The organism is Alteriqipengyuania lutimaris (genome assembly GCF_003363135.1).
In the GTDB taxonomy this organism is placed as follows: domain Bacteria; phylum Pseudomonadota; class Alphaproteobacteria; order Sphingomonadales; family Sphingomonadaceae; genus Alteriqipengyuania; species Alteriqipengyuania lutimaris.
In genome coordinates, this window is the sequence record NZ_QRBB01000001.1 from 1,356,338 (window position 1) to 1,369,488 (window position 13,151).

12 protein-coding genes are annotated in these 13,151 nt (G+C 65.6%); 5 read left to right on the plus strand and 7 right to left on the minus strand.

What is annotated here, in order from left to right; genetic code table 11:
* Nucleotides 1-5 precede the first annotated feature (5 nt).
* Both DL238_RS06545 and DL238_RS06550 read right to left on the minus strand, forming a co-directional pair.
* Complete coding sequence (locus DL238_RS06545) at nucleotides 6-1,313, minus strand: MFS transporter (RefSeq protein WP_325048447.1); 1,308 nt, start codon at nucleotides 1,311-1,313, stop codon at nucleotides 6-8.
* Nucleotides 1,306-1,812: an SgcJ/EcaC family oxidoreductase gene (locus tag DL238_RS06550; RefSeq protein ID WP_115491529.1), complete on the minus strand. Its 507-nt coding sequence runs from the start codon at nucleotides 1,810-1,812 to the stop codon at nucleotides 1,306-1,308. The genes DL238_RS06545 and DL238_RS06550 overlap by 8 nt, the downstream gene beginning before the upstream one ends.
* 160 nt (nucleotides 1,813-1,972) lie before the next feature.
* Here DL238_RS06550 and DL238_RS06555 point away from each other — a divergent pair, with 160 nt between their 5' ends.
* The gene (locus DL238_RS06555; RefSeq protein ID WP_115491530.1) at nucleotides 1,973-3,475 is read left to right on the plus strand and encodes a carotenoid oxygenase family protein; all 1,503 of its coding nucleotides are present in this window, start codon (nucleotides 1,973-1,975) and stop codon (nucleotides 3,473-3,475) included.
* Nucleotides 3,476-3,482: 7 nt separating this feature from the next.
* Here the strand turns inward: DL238_RS06555 and DL238_RS06560 are convergent, their stop codons facing one another.
* Entirely contained in the window at nucleotides 3,483-5,171 is a 1,689-nt protein-coding gene (locus DL238_RS06560; protein WP_115491531.1) for a class I adenylate-forming enzyme family protein, read from the minus strand.
* Nucleotides 5,172-5,255: 84 nt separating this feature from the next.
* Here DL238_RS06560 and DL238_RS06565 point away from each other — a divergent pair, with 84 nt between their 5' ends.
* The 4 genes from DL238_RS06565 to DL238_RS06580 are packed head-to-tail and all read left to right on the plus strand — an operon-like array spanning nucleotide 5,256 to nucleotide 8,744.
* Entirely contained in the window at nucleotides 5,256-6,296 is a 1,041-nt protein-coding gene (locus tag DL238_RS06565) for an NAD(P)H-dependent amine dehydrogenase family protein (RefSeq protein WP_115491532.1), read from the plus strand.
* Nucleotides 6,293-7,435 (plus strand): acetyl-CoA C-acyltransferase, encoded by a 1,143-nt coding sequence (locus tag DL238_RS06570; RefSeq protein WP_115491533.1) that lies wholly within the window; start codon nucleotides 6,293-6,295, stop codon nucleotides 7,433-7,435. Before DL238_RS06565 ends, DL238_RS06570 begins: the two co-directional genes overlap by 4 nt.
* Complete coding sequence (locus DL238_RS06575; protein ID WP_115491534.1) at nucleotides 7,432-8,364, plus strand: NAD(P)H-dependent flavin oxidoreductase; 933 nt, start codon at nucleotides 7,432-7,434, stop codon at nucleotides 8,362-8,364. Before DL238_RS06570 ends, DL238_RS06575 begins: the two co-directional genes overlap by 4 nt.
* Complete coding sequence (locus DL238_RS06580; protein ID WP_115491535.1) at nucleotides 8,361-8,744, plus strand: nuclear transport factor 2 family protein; 384 nt, start codon at nucleotides 8,361-8,363, stop codon at nucleotides 8,742-8,744. Before DL238_RS06575 ends, DL238_RS06580 begins: the two co-directional genes overlap by 4 nt.
* A 16-nt stretch (nucleotides 8,745-8,760) precedes the next feature.
* On the opposite strand, the gene DL238_RS06585 is transcribed toward DL238_RS06580, so the two are convergent.
* From DL238_RS06585 to DL238_RS06600, 4 genes are all read right to left on the minus strand, one after another.
* On the minus strand, nucleotides 8,761-9,555 hold the full coding sequence (locus DL238_RS06585) for a DUF1295 domain-containing protein (protein ID WP_115491536.1): 795 nt from the start codon (nucleotides 9,553-9,555) through the stop codon (nucleotides 8,761-8,763).
* Between the two features lie 31 nt (nucleotides 9,556-9,586).
* Nucleotides 9,587-11,380 carry an AMP-binding protein gene (locus DL238_RS06590; RefSeq protein WP_115491537.1) on the minus strand — a complete coding sequence of 598 codons (1,794 nt, stop codon included), beginning with the start codon at nucleotides 11,378-11,380 and terminating at the stop codon, nucleotides 9,587-9,589.
* Complete coding sequence (locus DL238_RS06595) at nucleotides 11,377-11,802, minus strand: nuclear transport factor 2 family protein (RefSeq protein WP_115491538.1); 426 nt, start codon at nucleotides 11,800-11,802, stop codon at nucleotides 11,377-11,379. Before DL238_RS06595 ends, DL238_RS06590 begins: the two co-directional genes overlap by 4 nt.
* A gap of 86 nt (nucleotides 11,803-11,888) precedes the next feature.
* Entirely contained in the window at nucleotides 11,889-13,118 is a 1,230-nt protein-coding gene (locus DL238_RS06600) for an acetyl-CoA acetyltransferase (protein WP_115491539.1), read from the minus strand.
* Between the last annotated feature and the right edge of the window lie 33 nt (nucleotides 13,119-13,151).

Genomic DNA, 13,151 nt, shown 5'->3' on the forward strand with positions numbered 1-13,151 from the left:
AGCTCTCAGCGCCTAGCATGCTTCGCCGCGTTGAAAAACAGTGCTGCGCCGATTGCATATCCGAACGGTGCCACGATCGCCATGGCGTTGCGAATGCCGTCTCCACCGGGGAACAGCGCGTCGGAAATCGCTGCGGTCACGCTGGCACCGATGCCGATGCCCACCGCGTTGATGACGAACACGTACACCGCCGCGATGGTTGCGCGCATGCCTTCGGGCGCCAGTTCCTGAAGCACGCTGGGCGCGGCGCTCACCACGGCTGCGGCGGCGGTGAAGAAGGCGACGAACAGCAGCCCGGCGAGCCAGATGTTGGGCACCAGCGGAAAGGCAACGGCGGGAATGATCGCAATGGCGACCGCCCAGCCGCAAAAGCGCATCCGCGCGGCCGGTACTCCGCCGCCGACGCGATCCATGATCGCTCCGCCGCCGACCATGCCGAGCAGTCCGCCTGCGATCAGCAGCACGCCTGCGATATAGCCAGTGGTCGAAAGATCGGTCTGGAAGCCGCGCATGTACATTGCCGGCAGCCAGTTCACCGTGCCGAGGACCGACAGGTTCACTGCCGCGACGCCGCCGAAGACCGACCAGTAGAATCCTGCCCGCTGGCGCAATTCGGCAAACACGGTGGACCATGGCAGGCCTTTGGTCTTGACCGCGCGGGCGGCGCTGCCGGGATCGGGAATGAACAGGAAGGCCAGCGCGATCAGCAGGCCCGGCAGTCCGGCCACGATGAAGGCGAATTGCCAGGGGCGCACCGCGCCGAAGAACGGCAGCTGCATTGTATCCGCTTGCGCCACGAGAGCGACAACCCCGCCGCCGATCATGAAGGCAAGCCCTGCACCCGTCGCGCTGCCGAGCCCGAACAGACCCATCGCCAGCCCCAGCCTGCGGCGAGGGAAACTGTCGGCGATGATGGAATAGGCGGCGGGCGAGAGCACGGCCTCGCCCACGCCCACGCCCATGCGCGCAAGGAACAGGCCCATAAAGCTGCTCGCCTGACCGCACGCGACGGTCGCCGCGCTCCATGCCGCGATACCCGCAGCGATCGCGCGCGTCCTGTTGACCCGGTCGATCAGCCGCCCGATCGGGATCGAGGCGACGGTGAAGAAGATCGCAAAGGCCAGGCCCTGGATCAGGCTGATCTGGAAATCGCTGATCTCCAGGTCGGCCTTGATCTGGTCGACCAGCAGGCTGACGATCATCCGGTCGATGAAGCTGCAGATATAGGCGATGAACAGCGCGGCCAGCGTCAGCCAGGCTCTCAGCGGCGTACGTCCGGTGCGGATCGGCTCCGGCGCCGCGACCTCAGAAATCGCCTTCTACTCCCATCTCTTCGAGCAGTTCGGCGCGGTCGTAATATTCGCGCCATTCCTTGATCTTGTCACCCTCGACCACGAGGACGCCCACGACGGGCACCTTGCCTTCGTGGCCCTTGAAGGTGAATTCGTCTTCGCGCTCGATGAAGACGGTATTTCCGGTCACCGCCCAGTTGCGCACGTTGAGGCGCATGTGGGTCGCATTGTCGACGAGGAAGGCCATGCGCGGACGGATGGCGTCGCGGCCCACGATCGGATCGATCATGACCGAATGGAGCACGCCGTCCTGCGTGAACATGTCGGTGATCGCATCCGCGTCGAGAGCTTCCCACGCGGCGATCATCTTCTTCACGACCGCGATATTGTGTTCTGCGCTGGCGTCCATCTCACTCTCCTCCTGGCCTGCATCCCGACTGGCGGGTGCGTCGGGCATGTCCGAACTGGCAGGGGGCTGGGTCGCGAGCGCGAACGCGGAAAAGATCAGGCCCAAAGACATAACAACTCCCCATTGGTATTTTTATGCAAGCAAGGGATGACCGGTCGCTCGCCGATGGTCAAGCCCTAGATCGTACTCCCGGGAAACTAACTTGCAAAATAATACCGAGTCGCGCTATCCCGCTTTCCGACCAATCCGAAATTTGAGGAATCGAGTTGCCATGCATGTCGAGAAGCTGCCGCGGGTAAAGACGACCCTGCGCCCCTCGAACCATCCCTACATGTCCGGGCCGTGGACCCCCCAGCATGACGAGGTGAACGCGTCCGAGCTCGAAGTGATAGAGGGGGAGATTCCCAAGGACATCGACGGCATCTACCTTCGCAACACGGAAAATCCCGTCCACCAGCCGATCGGCCGCCCCCATCCTTTCGACGGTGACGGGATGATCCACCAGATCGCGTTTTCGGAAGGTCGGGCTACCTATCGCAACCGCTTCGTGCGCACGCGCTGTTTCGAGGCCGAACAGATCGAGGGCGGGGCGCTGTGGGGCGGCCTCGCCGATGGGCCGGGCGTATCGAAGCGGCCCGGCTATGGCGCCAAGGGCGACCTCAAGGATGCTGCCTCGACCGACATCGTCGTCCATGCCGGCAAGGCCATCGCCACCTTCTACCAGTGCGGTGAGGGCTACGTGCTCGACCCCGAAACGCTCGATAACGAAGGGGTCGCGCCGTGGGTGCCGATCGACGGCATCTCGGCTCATCCCAAGGTCGACGAGGCGACCGGAGAGCTGCTGTTCTTCAACTACAGCAAGCACCCTCCGTACATGCATTACGGCGTTGTCGACGCGGATGGAAAGCTGAAGACCTATATTCCGGTCCCGCTGCCGGGGCCGCGCCTTCCGCACGACATGACCTTCTCGGCAAACTGGGCGATCCTCAACGACCTGCCGGTGTTCTGGGATGCGGAACTGATGAAGCACCGGAACCTCCATGCGGTCCGCCTGCACAAGGGCGTCCCCTCGCGCTTCGCCCTGATCCCCCGCAACGGCAACCCCGATGAGATTCGCTGGTTCGAGGCCGAGCCGACCTACGTGCTCCACTGGCTCAATGCCTATGAAGAGGGCGACGAGGTCATCCTCGACGGCTATTTCCAGGAGAACCCTACGCCCAGGCCCGAGGGTTTCGAGGAGCATGGGGAGCACGCGCACATGATGGCCTTTCTCGACGGCCACTCGCTCGGCACGAAGCTGCACCGCTGGCGCTTCAACCTTGCCGACGGCACGACGAAAGAGGAACGGCTCGACGATCGCACGGTCGAATTCGGGATGATCAACCAGAAGTTCGCCGGGCGCAAATACCGCTACGTCTATTCCACCGTCGCCAAGCCCGGCTGGTTCCTGTTCGAAGGCTTCGTGAAGCACGATCTCGAAACGGGCGAGGGCATCGAGCTGAAGCTCGATCAGGGGCGCTACGCGTCGGAGGCGCCGTTCGCCCCGCGCATCGGTTCGACCGAAGAGGACGATGGCTACCTCGTCAGCTTCATCATCGACGAGAACGAGGGCACGTCCGAGTGCGTCCTGATCGACTGCAAGAAGTTCGAGGAAGGGCCGGTCTGCCGCATTGCGCTGCCGCACAAGCTTTCCAGCGGAACGCATTCGACCTGGGTCGACAGCGAAACGCTGGATGCGGCCAAGGTCCGCAAGCGCGAGGCGCTGGCCGCCTGATCGGCGCTCAGTCTTCGATTCGTTCCTGCACCATGGCGCGCAGTTCGTTGCGCATCACCTTGTTCATCGGATTGCGCGGCAGCTTGTCCACCGTGACCAGCCGTTCGGGCCGCTTGTAGATCGCGACGTCGCGTTCGGAGAGGAAGGCGGTCACGTCTTCCAGCGTCGGCCGGGCACCGTCGGCGGGCACGACGGCCACCGCGATACGCTCGCCCAGCCGGTCGTCGGGAATGCCGACGGTCGCGGCCTCCACCGCCATGGGGAACCCGATCAGCAGATCATCGATCTCCGCCGGGGAGATGTTGATGCCGCCGCGCACGATGATTTCCTTCGACCGGCCAATGAAGCGGTAGAAACGGTCGTCTTCGCCTGCGATCTCGAACAGGTCGCCTGTTCGGTAGTGGCCCTTTTCATCGAAGGCCGCCGCAGTCAGCTCGGGCGAATTCCAGTATCCGGAGAAGATGCTCGCGCCACCGAGGCGCAATTCGCCGGGGCGGCCGGGCTCGGCAATCTCCTCCTCGGTCTCGGGATCGACGAGGCGCGATCGCGATACCTCGTGACTGCGCGCTTCCCAGGTCTGGCCCTCCGCGCCGAAGCGCGGAAAATAGCGCGCGCGGTTGGCATAGTCGGGCACGCTGGCCGCGCTGGAGAAGAGCCCCGCGCCTTCGTTCGAACCGAAGACGTTGGTGATCTCGATGCCCTTGGCGGCCCAGCCTTCGATGAGCCAGGGCGACAGGGGCGCCGATCCGGACGAGACCGTGTGGAGCGAGGATATGTCGACGCTATCCAGCAATTGCGGTTGCTTGAGCAACGCGGTGAGCACGGCCGGCGGGGCGATCGTGTAGCTGACCCGTTCCTGCTCGATCTGCTTGAGAAACACACCCAGATCGAAGGGGTGGTGCAGCACCAGCTTGGTGCCGAGCAGCAGCCACGGCATCACCAGCCCGCCGATCGACCCTATGTTCACGAGGGGGAAGGGGTTGAGCAGCACGTCGCCCTCCTGCGCGCCAGTGCCGTCTGCCACGACCTCGGCATTGAGGATCCAGTGATTGTGATCGCGCGGGACGCCCTTGGGGCGCGACTCGGTTCCGCTGGTCCAGCAGATCGTCAGCACCTCTCCGCCCGCGACCGGGTTCGCGTCGACATGGGCGCGGGTGCGCGAGGGCGATGCCGCGGCGGCTTTCGCGCGCAGGTCGCCTTCCCCACCGCCGAAGGTCAGCACCTGCAGGCCACCGCGCTCCTCTGCCAGCGACCGGCCCAGCGCGGCGTGATCGAACCCCGCGAAGCTCTCGACGGTCACGAAGAAGCGGGGTTTGACCTGCCCGGCGATGAATTCGAGCTCGTGCCGCCGATACGGCATGGCCACGGGCGACAGAATGGCACCCAGACGCGCACAGGCGAGGAAGAGCAGCACCGCGTCCACCGTGTTGGGAAGCTGGGCAAGGATCACGTCGTCCTTCTCCAGCCCTTCGTCCAGCAGGGCCGCCGCCAGTCGGTCGATCCGCTCGTCCAGCTGGCGCCAGCTGAGCCGTTCGGGCTCGTGCCCGTCGAGCTTCGCGCGGTTGAAAGGATCGACCAGGGCATCGCCGTCCCTGCCGCTGGCAACGGCGCGGCGCGTCACGGCGTCGACGCTCTCGCCGCTCCACCATCCGCGATCCTCGTAATCGCGCACTCTATCGGCTGGGGTCAGGAACATCGCTCTCTCCCGTTTTAACTTTCATAAATATACTGACATCATCGGGGAGAATGGTTAGGACGTCAATTCAAAGGGAGGGTATTGATGACGCGCGTAATCCAGTGGGCCACCGGATCTATGGGGCGGACCGGTCTGCGGCGGATCATCGATGCGCAGGGCCTGACGCTCGCCGGAGCCTACGTCTACGGGTCGAAGAAGGCTGGAACCGATGCCGGCCTTCTGGCGAAGCGGGAAAAGACGGGCGTTCTTGCCACCAGTGACCGTGACGAGATTCTGGCGCTGGATGCCGACGTCGTTCTCCATTGCCCGCGGATAACGCAGCCCTACGACGCGCTGGTCGACGATGTCGTGGCCTTGCTCGAATCCGGCAAGAACGTTGTGTCCATCGCGGGCTTTCACTGGCCGGACGCCCATGGGGCGGGTTATGCAAGCCGTCTGAGAGAGGCGGCGATGCGCGGCGGAGTGACGCTGGCGGGCGTGGGCGTGAACCCCGGCATGGTCGTCGAGCGACTGGCCCTGGCGGCAAGCGCGATGAGCCACGAACTCGATCGGATTTCGGTGTTCGAGACGGTCGATGCCTCGGGCATGGCGAGCCCCGAATTCGTCTTCGGACTGATGGGTCTCGACAGCGACCCGGCCGCGAAGGACATCCGCGAAGGCCCTCTGGCGGACCTCTATGGTACGCTGTTTTCCGAGGTGCTGCATTTCTTCGCTGCTGAAATGGGCGGCAAGGTAACGGAGATCGTGCCGGACCACCGCCTCACCCTGGCGGAGAAAGACATCGAGACCGCTGCGGGGCCGATCAGGCCCGGCCATGTGGCGGCGACCGAGTGGCGCTGGACGGCGAAGACCGATCTCGGGCCCGAACTGCTGCTGTCGATCCTCTGGACCGCCGATCCATCGCTGCATGGCGACGATCGCCAAGGTCACTGGACCCTCCGGCTGGACGGGCGACCGGTAATCAGGATGACGCTCGATATCGAGGAAGGCGACCCGTCGAAGCCGCCGAGCCGCGCGCTGACCGACGCGACGATTGCGGTGGCGATCAACGCGATACCGCACGTCGTCGCGGCACCGCCGGGCCTGTTCGCCTTTCATCCCCCTGCCGCCTGGAGCGCTGCATGACCGTTTACATTCACGACGCCGTGCGCACGCCGCGCGGGAAGGCAAGGCCCGACGGGGCGCTCGCCGGGGAAACGCCCCACGGCCTCGTCACCCATCTGGTCGATGCCCTGTGCGATCGCGGGCGCGATGCGCGGGCGATCGACCGATTCACGCTCGGCTGCGTGGGGCAGGTCGGGGCGCAGGGCGGCCACATCGCGATGGTCGCGAAGATGGCTGCCGAACTGCCCGATTCTTGCGTGGTCCATTCGGTCAACAATTTCTGCGCCTCGGGGCTGACCGCGATCGCCCAGGCCGCCGATGCCATCGAGGCGGGGCAGGCCACATCGGCGCTCGCGGGCGGGGTGGAGATGATGAGCCGCGTTCCCTTCATGGGGGACCGCGCGGACTACTATGCCGACCGCGATTTTCCGCCCGCGCGACGCTACATCCCCGTGGGGCTCGCGGCCGACCTGCTGGCGCAGTCCGAAGGCATCTCGCGCCGCGAGCTGGACGAGGTTGCCGAACGCTCGCAGAGGCTCGCCGCAGCCGCGGAGGACAATGCGGCCTTCAACGCGAGCCGCATCGCCGTCGCCGGGCTGGACCGGGAGGAGGCAATCCGGCCGACCACGCTGGAGAAACTGGACGCGCTCCCGCCCACCTTCACGGCATGGGGGAAGGAATATGCGCATGCGCTGGAAGGCGAACCGGTTCACAGCCACACGGTCGGCCATGCTCCCCCGATCGTGGACGGGGCGGCGCTCGCGCTGCTGTCCGCCAGCGGCGAGGGCGCGAGGGCGCGAATTCTGTCCTACGCCGAAATGGGCAGCGATCCGCGCGCCTCGCTGACCGCAGGGTTCGCCGCGATGGAAAAGGCGCTGGAACGGGCCGACCTGACGCTCGACCAGCTCGACCGGATCGAATTCATGGAAGCCTTTGCGGTGACCTACGCCAAGTTTCTGCGCGATTGTCCCGTCGATCCTGCAAAGGTCAACGTATCGGGCGGACATATCGCCAAGGGCCACCCGATGGGCGCAACCGGCGCGATTCTGACCTCCAGCCTGCTCGATGTCCTCAACGCGGATGATGGATGGCTGGGCATGGTCGTGTGCACCGGAGCGCAGGGCGTGGGCGCAGCAATGATTGTCGAAAGGCTGGGATGAGCAAAGAGATACTGAACCGCCTGCGGCTGCCCGTGGTGGCGGCCCCGATGTTCCTGGTCTCGGGCCCGGACATGGTCATCGCCGCCGCTCGTGCAGGGATCGTGGGTGCGTTTCCCACGCCCAATTGCCGCACCACCGAGCAGGTGGACGAATGGATGACGCGCATCGTCGCCGAAACCGCCGACGCTCCGGGGCTGTGGGCGGCGAACCTCGTCACCCATTCCTCCAACCCGCGGCTGGCGGACGATCTGGCGATGGTCGCGAAGCACAAGCCGCCGATCGTCATCACCGCGCTCGGCAGCCCCGTCCCAGCGATCGAGGTGGTGCATTCCTACGGCGGGCTGGTGCTGGCCGACGTCGTGAACGAGAAGCTGGGGCGCAAGGCCGCCGCAGCCGGGGCCGATGGACTGGTCGCGGTAGCGAGCGGGGCGGGCGGCCACACCGGCAGCCTGTCTCCCTTCGCCTTCGTCAGCGTCCTGCGCGAGTTCTTCGACGGCATCGTTTGCGTCGGCGGCGCGATTGCCGATGGAGCGGGCGTCGCGGGTGCGGTCGCGGCGGGGGCGGACCTTGTCTATGTCGGTACGCGCTTCCTCGCGGCGGAGGAAAGCATGGCGGAGCCCGATTACAAGCAGATGGTCGTCGATTCGCGCGCGGAAGACCTCGTCGTCAGCCCTGCGATCACTGGCACTGCGGCGAGCTGGCTCAAGCCCTCGCTGGTCAAGGCCGGGTACGATCTCGACGCGCTCGATAAGCCCGCCACGCGCGATTACGGCGGCGACCCGGCCAAGAAATGGCGCGACCTTTGGGCCGCAGGGCAGGGCCTGCACACCATCACCGATACCGAGCCGCTGGCCGATATCGTCGATACGCTGGAGAACGGCTGGAGCGCCGCCCGCGACAGACTTCACAACTTCGGGAGAGAGAAATGACCGACCAGGAAATCGAGGAATTCGCCGCGCATTTCGTTGACGCCGTGCAGCGCGGCGATGCCGAGGCCATGCGCGCCTGCTACGCCCGCGACGGGGTGATCTGGCACAACACCAATGGCGAACAATCGCTCGACGACAATGTGAAGACGCTCAACTGGTTCGTGGAGACGCTGCCCGACCGCAAGTACACCGTGCAGCGCCGCGAAGTGATCCCCAACGGCTTCATGCAGCAGCACATCCTGTCTGCCACGCTGCCTAATGGCGAAGCGTGGCAGATGGATGCATGCGTCGTCGTCAGCCTCGAAAACGGGAAGATCAAGCGGCTCGACGAATATCTCGACAGCGCCGCAGGTGCCAAGCTGCGCGAGTTCGGGCGCTAGGCGCCCAGCGGGGCCGTTAGGCCCGTTTCGGGAACCATGGTACGAAGCCGGAGGTGCGGCGGACATAGTCCGCGTATCCCGGCTTCGTCCGGCTCATCTTGCCTTCGATGGTCGGCGCGCCAGACCATTTCATCAGCGTCCAGGTCAGCAGCATCGGGCCGATGATGCTCCAGACGCCGGTCGAGGTCTCGGCCGCGACCAGCCAGATCCCCCACCACGCGCAGGCATCGCCGAAATAATTGGGATGGCGCGTGTAGCGCCACAGGCCACGGTCCATCACCTGGCCCTTGTTCGCCGGATCGCGCTTGAAGCGGACCAGTTGCAGGTCGCCGATCGTTTCGAACAGCACGCCGAACAGGCAGACGCATGCGCCGATAATGCCGAGAGTGCCGATCGGCGGGGCGTCGTCGACCTGGCCCAGCTGCGCGGGCAGGCAGACGATGAACAGCAGCGGGGCCTGCGTTGCGAAGACCAGCAGCGCGCTCGCCTTGGCGAAGGACCAGCCGCGCCGTTCCTGCGCCTTGCCCAGCAGCGCGACATAGCGCCGGTCGGACCCGTGATCGCGCCAGCGCCACAGCATGTAGCTGCCCAGCCGCACGCCCCACACCGCCGTCAGCGCCAGCAGCAACAGTTTGCGCTGCGGATCGCCGGTGGCGAAGATGAAGCTGGAAATCGCCATCACGACCATGCCGAAGGCCCAGAAGCTATCGACCGGCGTGACGTCCTTGGGCTTCAGGCAAATCAGCCAGAGTCCCACGAAACACGCGACGAGTATTGCAGCATTGATGGCGAGCAGCGCCCAGACCGACATTCAAATTCCCCCTATTGCGTAGTGTTTGAGATCAGACTTCGCGCACGCTGGTGGGCCGATCGTCGGCGAACAGCGCCTCGACCGCGTCGGCCCGGTTATCGAGCACCGCGCGCCGGTTGATCGTGCCCTTGTCCGAAATTTCGTGGTCATTTGCGCTCGGCGGATTCTCGAGCAGCGTGACCCGGCGGATCTTCGCCGATCCGCCCTGCTGGCCCTGGTTGAAGTCCGCCAGCTTGCCCGCAATCTCGTCGAGTGTCGCGCCCGGCTTGGGCCATGCGAGCATCGCGAGGAAGGGGCGGCCGTCATCCGCCAGCACCAGCTCGGCGACATCGTCGCTGAGCACCTTGAGCAGCTGCTCGCGCAATTGCCCGCCATAGACCCAGGTGCCGTTGGACAGCTTGAATTCCTCGGCCATCCGGCCCGCGAAGACGAGGCCCTGCGCCGGATCGTCGCGGTCGTGGAACACCACGAGGTCGCCTGTGCGGTAGTAGCCTTCCTCATCGAAGGCCGCCGCGGTCTTTTCCGGCTCGTTCAGATAGCCGATCATCAGCATGGGCCCACGGAGCCGCGCCTCGTAGCGCTCGCCCGTGGGGACCAGCTTCATCTCGACCCCGGGGCCGGGCAGGCCGATGCCGACCTTGTCGGTTTCGAAATGGATCGCGCAGCAGCCCGAAACGGTCTCGGTCATGCCGTAGCCGGTGGTCATGTGAATCCGGTGGCCGGTCGCGGCGACCGCGTGGCGCTGCAGCTTGTCGTAGACATGCTGGGGCAGGCCCGCGCCGCCGTAGAGCATCAGCCGCATCTTGGCGAAGAAGGTATCCCGCAGCGCCTCGTCCTGATCCATCGCGTCGACGAGCATGGAGTATCCGAGCGGGACATTGTTGAAATAGGGCACCGAAATGTCGCGCAGATTGTCGATGCTCGTGTCGAACAGGCCGGGCGCGGGCTTGCCGGCATCTATGTGCAGCGTTCCGCCCTGGATCAGCCCTGCGCGCAGCACGCTCGCGCCTGCCGCATGGTGCCACGGCAGCCAGTCGAGCATCACGTCGTCCCATCCGGCGGCACGGCCGATCAGACCGATGCCCTGCGCGGTGTTCGCGGCCAGCGCTGTGAGCGATTGCTGGACGACCTTGGGCAGCCCAGTGGAGCCGGACGTCATCATGTATTGCGCAGCCGCTTCGGTATCGACCTGCTCGATCGCCGCAGCCACCGCGTCGGTCGGCTCGGTCGCGAAGACATCCGCGAGGCAGATGGCGCCATCGCCGAAGACGGCGGGATCGCGCGCAATGATGGTCGCCTCGCAGCCGATATCGCGCAGGGCAGCTGCATAGGCCTCGCGCGGGTCGCAATAGATCGCGGCGGGCGAGACCGAGTCGAAAACATGCCGCAGGCGTGCGTGGTCGCCGCCCGCCATGCCGTAGGCCGGGCTGATCGGGCACAGGATCGTGCCGGTCGCGAAGGCGGCGAAGCTGAGCGCGGCCACCGCGACGCTGTTTTCCGCCATGATAACGAACACGCCGCCGCGCGGCAGGTTGTCGAGCATCCATTGCGATGCGCCGTTCACCTGCCGGGCGAGATCGGCGAAGCTGGTATAGGCCCACTCGCCGCCCGCGCCTCGCTCGGCGAGAGCCTGCGTATGGCCGAGCCGACCGGCGGTTTTCAGGAACGCGCGCGCGAGATTGGCATCGATCGGCTCGAAGGGCTGGTTGCTCTTCAGGCGGATCGTGCCGTCCGCGTCTTCCTGCACATCGAGATCGACGGGCAGGAATTCGGCGTGGCGGAACGGAGCCTGGCGCCAGCTATCGGGGGAATGGGGCGCATTCATTGCGCTGGCCGCCCGACGAGTCCCTTGACCTGGTCGGACCAGCCGTCGCCCGCCTTCTGGCTGTCGATCACGCCCCGGTCGACATAGTCGCGCCAGCCGCTGATCTTGTCGCCGCGGAATTCGATGACCCCGGCGTAGGGTGCCGCGATGTCGATGCCGTCCTTCGTCGTGTATTCGTCCACCCCCTCGACGAACAGCCGGTCCCCCTCCTCGCAGTGGTGGAAGATCCGCCAGCGCACCTCGCCGATATTGGCTCCGAAAGCGTCGATGAAGGCGCGCGCTTCGGCCTTGCCGCGCGCGGGCGGAGCGATTGCGGCGGCGAAATGCCAGACGACGTCGTCGGTCATCGCGCCGAGCACAGCCTCGACGTCCTTGCGCTTCCACGAGTCGATGACGGCCTGAAACTGTTCCATTCGGGACATGCTGGGGCTCCTTGCTTTGGCGAGTAGGGGGACTGGTAGTGGGATCGAAAGCAGCGCGGCGAACGCCATCAGGTTGCGACGCGAAATCACGCCGCTTGTGCGTTTTCGACGATGAAGCTTGCGGTGGTGGTGGTCGAACCGCCAATATTGAGGGTCTGCATGCGCCGCGCGCCTTCGACCTGGTAGTCGCCCGCGGTTCCGGTCACCTGCTTGTGCGCGTCGAGCAGCATGCGCACGCCCGTGGCACCGACCGGATGGCCGAGGCCGATGAGACCGCCCGACGGGTTGATCGGCTTCGCGCCGCCGATCTCGATCGTGCCATCCTCGATCGCCTTCCAGCCTTCGCCGGGCTTGGTCAGGCCGAGGTGGTCGATCGCCATGTATTCGGTCATCGCGAAGCAATCGTGCGTTTCGAAAGCGTCGATCGCATTCAGGTCCACGCCGGCGCGTGCGCGCGCATCCATCACCGCGCGGCGCACCTGCGGGAAAACGTATTCGGCGTTCTCGCTTGCCTTGATTTTCGAGCGATAGGATATCGGTGCCGAGCGATGGCCCCAGCCGGTGATCCGCGACAACGAAGCCGGGTCTTTGCCGCGCTTGCGCGCCCACTCGGCGGCCCACTCATCCGACGCGAGGAAGACCACGGCGGCGCCATCGGTGACCTGCCCGCAATCCATCTTGCGCGTGCGGCCTTCGACGACCGGGTTCGCTTCGTCGTCGGCGGTGAAGCTCTTGTCGGTAAACTGCCACTTGCGCGTCTGAGCGTTCGGATTGCGCCGGCCATTGCCGAAATTGATTTCCGAAATCCGCATCAGGTGGCGGTAGTCGAGGCCGTAGCGCTTCTCGTATTCCTCGGAGAGATCGCTGAAGGCGCGCGGCCAGGGGAAGACGGCATCCTGCAACTCGTGCCCCTGCCAGATCGCCGCGCCCAGATTCTCCGCCGCTTCCTGCCCCGGCACGTTGCGCATCAGTTCGATGCCGAGGACGCATGCCGTGTCGTAGCGGCCCGCCTCGATCTCCGCCGCCGCGCCGAGGATGGCCATCGACCCACTTGCACAAGCGGCCTCGTGCCGCGAGGTGGGGAGCCCGTCGAGCTCGGGGTGAACCTGAGCGAAGAACCCGCCGAGCAGGCCCTGGCCCGCGAACATGTCCGCCACGAAGTTGCCGACATGGCCCGTTTCGATCTCGCCCGGTTCGATGCCGGTCGCCTCGAGCCCGTTGGCGAGGGCTTCAGCGAAGCCATCGGCGATTTCCATGCCCTCTCGCGCCCAGTTGCGCGAGAAGTCGCTTTGCCAGCCACCCAAGATCGTAACCATAACCAATCCTCTCTCCAGAGACGGGTATAGGTT

Excerpts from the sequence above, each read along its gene's own strand:
- DL238_RS06550 (WP_115491529.1), bottom strand. The coding sequence starts at position 1,812 with ATGTCTTTGGGCCTGATCTTTTCCGCGTTCGCGCTCGCGACCCAGCCC.
- DL238_RS06555 (WP_115491530.1), top strand. The coding sequence starts at position 1,973 with ATGCATGTCGAGAAGCTGCCGCGGGTAAAGACGACCCTGCGCCCCTCG.
- DL238_RS06560 (WP_115491531.1), bottom strand. The coding sequence starts at position 5,171 with ATGTTCCTGACCCCAGCCGATAGAGTGCGCGATTACGAGGATCGCGGA.
- DL238_RS06565 (WP_115491532.1), top strand. The coding sequence starts at position 5,256 with ATGACGCGCGTAATCCAGTGGGCCACCGGATCTATGGGGCGGACCGGT.
- DL238_RS06570 (WP_115491533.1), top strand. The coding sequence starts at position 6,293 with ATGACCGTTTACATTCACGACGCCGTGCGCACGCCGCGCGGGAAGGCA.
- DL238_RS06575 (WP_115491534.1), top strand. The coding sequence starts at position 7,432 with ATGAGCAAAGAGATACTGAACCGCCTGCGGCTGCCCGTGGTGGCGGCC.
- DL238_RS06580 (WP_115491535.1), top strand. The coding sequence starts at position 8,361 with ATGACCGACCAGGAAATCGAGGAATTCGCCGCGCATTTCGTTGACGCC.
- DL238_RS06585 (WP_115491536.1), bottom strand. The coding sequence starts at position 9,555 with ATGTCGGTCTGGGCGCTGCTCGCCATCAATGCTGCAATACTCGTCGCG.
- DL238_RS06590 (WP_115491537.1), bottom strand. The coding sequence starts at position 11,380 with ATGAATGCGCCCCATTCCCCCGATAGCTGGCGCCAGGCTCCGTTCCGC.
- DL238_RS06595 (WP_115491538.1), bottom strand. The coding sequence starts at position 11,802 with ATGTCCCGAATGGAACAGTTTCAGGCCGTCATCGACTCGTGGAAGCGC.
- DL238_RS06600 (WP_115491539.1), bottom strand. The coding sequence starts at position 13,118 with ATGGTTACGATCTTGGGTGGCTGGCAAAGCGACTTCTCGCGCAACTGG.